This window comes from Xanthomonas sp. LMG 12462 (assembly GCF_009192885.1).
GTDB classification, from domain to species: Bacteria; Pseudomonadota; Gammaproteobacteria; order Xanthomonadales; family Xanthomonadaceae; genus Xanthomonas_A; species Xanthomonas_A sontii.
Window position 1 is genome coordinate 1 of sequence record NZ_NMPP01000064.1, and the last position, 624, is coordinate 624.

General features: G+C 64.3%; 1 pseudogene. It reads left to right on the plus strand.

From position 1 onward, the window contains the following. Positions 1 to 328 precede the first annotated feature (328 nt). Positions 329 to 624 (plus strand): annotated as a pseudogene (locus CEK69_RS15130) (EamA/RhaT family transporter); the annotation flags it as partial.

Here is a 624-nt window from a genome sequence, read left to right on the forward strand (position 1 = left end):
AAGGAGGAAAGGCAGACAACGTGGCAGTGATGGCATCGGGCGGTCTCTGGCTGCATGCAACGGACGCGTTGCGATCGGGTTCAAGGCAGCAGGGAGGCCGACGAGGCGGTCTTGGATTCGCGTCGTCCTGACACGGAGGCAACTCCCGCTCCCTGGATGCAACCGCGGGCGCACCCTTGGTTGCGCTGAGGCTTATAGCAACGCATAGCTTAAGAATTTGTTGTGTCTTGGACGGTTCGCGCGGTCGCTGCTTCCGTTCCCCCCGCATAATGGGCGCCAGTTCCCGTGTGCCCGGTATGGGCCGTCGTTCGATCGCAAGAGGCTCATGATGCTCAAGGGTGTGCTGCTCGGTTTCGCCTGTTACGCCGCCTATTCGATCAGCGACGCCTTCGTGAAGGGGCTGGAGGGGTCGCTGCCGGCCTACGAGGTGGTGTTCTTCGGGGCGCTGCTGATGCTCGCCGCGCTGCCGTTCCTGAAGAAGCCGGGCGATCGCTGGCGCGAGGTGGTGGTGGCGCAACGGCCGAGCATCTGGCTACTGCGCGCGTTCACCGGCGCAGCCGGCAATCTGTCCGCGGTCACCGCCTTCACCCTGTTGCCGATGGCCGAGGCGTTCGCGCTGATCTT